General features: G+C 51.5%; 1 protein-coding gene and 4 pseudogenes. 4 read left to right on the top strand and 1 reads right to left on the bottom strand.

What is annotated here, in order from left to right:
- Positions 1 to 1,175: 1,175 nt before the first annotated feature.
- Positions 1,176 to 1,382: pseudogene (locus CIT25_RS13930) on the bottom strand (transposase); the annotation flags it as partial.
- A gap of 551 nt (positions 1,383 to 1,933) precedes the next feature.
- Between CIT25_RS13930 and CIT25_RS37485 the strand changes: the two are divergent.
- The 4 genes and pseudogenes from CIT25_RS37485 to CIT25_RS13910 all read left to right on the top strand — a co-directional run.
- Positions 1,934 to 2,160: pseudogene (locus CIT25_RS37485) on the top strand (Mu transposase C-terminal domain-containing protein); the annotation flags it as partial.
- Between the two features lie 120 nt (positions 2,161 to 2,280).
- Positions 2,281 to 2,686, top strand: a pseudogene (locus CIT25_RS13915) (transposase); the annotation flags it as partial.
- A pseudogene (locus tag CIT25_RS36855) lies at positions 2,643 to 2,761 on the top strand (transposase domain-containing protein); the annotation flags it as partial. The pseudogenes CIT25_RS13915 and CIT25_RS36855, both read left to right, overlap by 44 nt.
- Before the next feature lie 109 nt (positions 2,762 to 2,870).
- A partial coding sequence (locus CIT25_RS13910; protein ID WP_206072948.1) for a zeta toxin family protein occupies positions 2,871 to 4,243 on the top strand: 1,373 nt, incomplete at its 3' end.

Here is a 4,243-nt window from a genome sequence, read left to right as displayed (position 1 = left end):
GCCAAGCCAAGCCAAGCCAAGCCAAGCCAAGCCAAGCCAAGCCAAGCCAAGCCAAGCCAAGCCAAAACTCCAATGTGACGCGTTGTTGACTTAGCAATTCGGCAGCCCCTTACAGAACGCTAAAGTTGCGCCCTTTGAACTGTAGCGAGAGTCAACGCCTGCACAGGAAGCTGCGACTCTATGCAACCGAATGGACACACACCCAATAGATGCCTTGTATTGCACCGAAACGGCAAACTGCGCCCTTTCGAGATTGTAAAAATTGTGGTCCAATAGGAAGAGTGCTCCTTCTCTATATAAGCCTCATTTCATCTTCCCATTTCACCACGGACAATCAAATCTCCTCTGTCTTCATTCGTACTCTCCCCGAACACCACAAAATTTCTTTCTTCTATCACGAGCACCTCTCTCACGATGGCTAATTGGATCGTTGGCGACCCATTCCAGGGTATCGGTCCTAACGCGATGGCGCAGTACCTCGGTCCCCGCACGATTCTGTGGGCAATCCATGCCGGTGCGCCTAATGTTACAATCACGTACCTCTACATGATGGAGGCCGAGGCTCGTCGCTGTGTTGCCAACGGAAACTTCACTGAAATGAGTAGTCATTATCGGCTGACGCGGCGGCTCCCGTGTTATGGCGGCCCTTACCCGGCGTGTGACTGGTGGCTAGCTCTCCCGTCTTGGTGGTGCGAAGAAGCCGATAATTTCGCGAACCCCGACTCCCTCCGCAACGCTCAAGGGTTTCCGGTGGTGGCGTGGGGGCGAGTGACACTGCCATATGATATTTGATGTTGTGCGTTTTGCAGTCAGCTGTTTTATTTTCCTTTGGTTTGTTACCGTTTTCTGCCGTTGTTTTTCTTGTTTCTTTTAGTTATGCTTTTGACGCCCGTGGCGTCATGTTGTTGTACTGTTTACTCAATTCCATTAAAGGACATGAAGAATTTCACGTCTATCTTGTCTCCGTTTTTACGAATGTATTGATACACCAGTGTATGTGGTGAATGTCGAACCAAGAAATTGACGCGTAAGCACGAACAATAACCACAGTACGCTAAGAGCGATCTTAGCCTGTACTTAAAATTGTTGCACAGAAATATATATTCGCCATCCTATATGGTGTAGACTGAAAGCAATGTCTCTGATGTAGACTGAAAGCGACGTCACATGTTCGTGCGAGACGTCGTCCGGGTAAATTGCCTGTAGAGGGTCTTGCGCGGTCCATAGACCGTCGGAGCGTCGACCCAGCGTCCGCCGCTCACCATATGGATGATGCCGCTGATCACGCGTCGATCATCAACGCGCGGCTTGCCTCGGGTGTCGGTCGGCAGATGCCGTTCAAGCAGCCCACACTGCTCATCGCTGAGCCAGAAATAAGCGATTCATGACCGGTCCCCCTCAGGGACCCTGAATCACAATCCCGCCGTCAGAGGAACCCCTTTTAATGGGTCCGGACCCTAAGGAAACCACGCGGCGACGATGGCTTCAATTATGATGACCCTGTCGTTTTCAAGGGGATATTTACATTACGATATATCCTGCCACGAAACCCTCCTTTCGATGCCACGAAACCCTCCTTTCGATGCCACGAAACCCTCCTTTCGATGGGTTTCGACTGTCCGATCGCGCAAGGGCGACAAAGGGGAGCCGTAAGCTTCAACTGTAAGACAACTCACGTTGGATATGCCCGACTTATACACTATAGTAGCGGCGAGAAACTCCAAGGTGTGGCCTACTCGGCAAACCGCTGCGCTCAGTTTTTATGAAAGGGCCCTAGAAATGACCAATCGATCAGGCTTAGAGGCGAATGCCGAGGGCGGCTTAAACAACCCGACTCAGCATAACGTAGACCCGTCAGGAGATGCTCTAGCTGAGGTAGCTGTTAGGCTGGTGACTGAAAGTCCTGCTCAAACAGCCTCTGATCTAACCAACTAATCCGAAGCACCTGCTGCGGCTCAAGCTGTGACCGGGCTACATCCATGCGCCGCACCCGCTCGACGTCTGCCAAATCGACCATATCCCGACCGACATCAATTTCGTGGAGGTTGTCGACGGGGCCGGTGTGTTCGTCGGCCGTCCGTATCTGACGATCGTCACCGATGTGGCGACACGAGCCATTCTCGGTTCTGTCTCAGCTTGGAAAAGCCGTCGGTCCTGTCTGGGGGTCGGAACAAGAGCAGTTCAAAATCGTACGCGGCCTTTATCAACCAAAGACAGCAATAGCCTTGATATCCAAGGGTTACCGTGCGATTCTTCGGGCCTGATCCGAGGGAGATGAGAATGTCGGAAACGATGCTCGCAGCACTTACCAACATTCGGACGGCGGAAGATATGATCGTGGCCTTTCGCGATGAGGAGCAGTGTCGGAGATTGCTGGAAAGCATGGTGTGGCCGGCTGGGAGAATTTGTCCTGCCTGTGGTTACAAACGCTCGATCGCGATCGCCGGGCGCGATACAAGCAAGCGACGTGCGCGTCCGGGTCGCTATCAATGCTCCAGCGGCGATTGCCGGTTCCAGTTCACGGTGACGACCCACACGCCTCTGCATTCCACAAAGCTTCCTTATGAGTGTCTGGCTGAATGGCATGTGGCTGATGCTGCAGTCGGATAAGGGTTTGTCCTCGGTGCGCCTGGCCGAGATAAACGGCAAAAATGAACAACGTCGATCCGCTCGCCTGGCTCACGCAAACGCTCGAGCGCATTGCCATGGCTGCCCGAGCAGCGAAATCGACGCACTCATGCCGTGGAATTACGCCGCCTGAACGGCCTCAGCTCGTCGCTTACGGAAATTCGCGCTTACGATACACTCGCCAGGGATGACTCTACGGCTTAAACTTTAAACGATCGCAGATTGGTACGAGGAAACCGAAAATGGAAACACAGGAATCGGCCGAAGTTCTTCATAAGTTCCTGGCGAGAAAGAGGAAATTGACTTCAACGGAAGCGAAAGCAATATTTGAACGTGACATCTTAGGTAGCATGGCAGTCGAAAAGGGAGGGCTGGAGAATCCCATCTTTCTTGTTGTGGGCGGACAACCGGCATCGGGCAAAACCTCTGCAATTAGGCAGTTACTGAATAAATATGATCCCGACTACACTCAAGTGGTAAGCGAGAACGAACTCAAGTCTTTTCTTCCCGACAACAACCGCGCTCGACTCCGGGGATCTCATGTAGTTGAGGAAATAAATCGCTTCGTCGTTTTGACCTGGCGCGATCAATTGATTGAGTATGCGATACGGCATCGATCGAATATCATCGTGGAGACGCGCGATACCCCTAATTACATCCTTCTCGCGAGGGCTCGTCACATTGGCTACAAGACAGAGCTAAATATCGTGGCCACAGATAGAATCACTAGTTTTACCGCCATGCATGATCGTTATGACCGCGGGCTGTCGCAAGGTTCCATCGCCACTATCACCTCTCCAGATGCTAAGGCGCACGATCTTAGTTATTCCGTTTGGCCATTCATAGCGGCTTCAGCCGTTTGTTCCGACTCTTTTGCTCGAATAGCAATCATTCGTCGAACGGGCGAAATAATCTTTGAAAATAAACAAGCCAACGATCCCACTGGACCGATGAAGACGATAGGTGAGCAGGGCGTGATGCAGGCACTTATGATTGCCCGTAATAGGCCATTGGGAAAAACTCACCGGGACGAGATTCAGAATATCTGGAACAAGCTCGAACAGAGCGATAGGTTCGCTCGACATCTACCTTGCGCTAACCTAAAATCTTACACGGCGGAAATCGGCCTGGCGCTTAACAATCAAGTGGATTTTGATCCATACAAAATTCCGGCTGACGATCAGCGACATATGGCCGAGATGTTCGTTCGAAATGTTAAGCGAGATGAAGACTTTATAGTGGCAAATATCGGTGATCCGTACTGCTACGTCAGTCATACCATTAAGAGAATCACATCATGCCATAATATATTACAAGAGAGGTTTCTCGGAAAGTCTGCAATTGCTAGAACCGGACCATCGGATTCGACCTTTGCTCCTCAAGAGGATACAACCTGGGGCACTCCCCATCAGGAGCCACTTTTACGGTCATCCATTGTGAAGCGGAAGAGGACAGCTAGCCTGGTAAATCAATCGCCGCAACAGGTGTCTGGTGCGACTAAATTGCAGCGACCAAAGTTTTTGGTCGAGGTGTCCCCATTTTCATTTTCCAAGCGGCATACAGGCGCGGGAATGGCCAACGATGCAGCGCTGGGCGGCATGCAGGGTGAGCATTC

It is taken from the genome of Mesorhizobium mediterraneum, assembly GCF_002284565.1.
Lineage (GTDB): Bacteria > Pseudomonadota > Alphaproteobacteria > Rhizobiales > Rhizobiaceae > Mesorhizobium > Mesorhizobium mediterraneum.
This window is presented reverse-complemented; position numbering and strand designations above follow the sequence as displayed.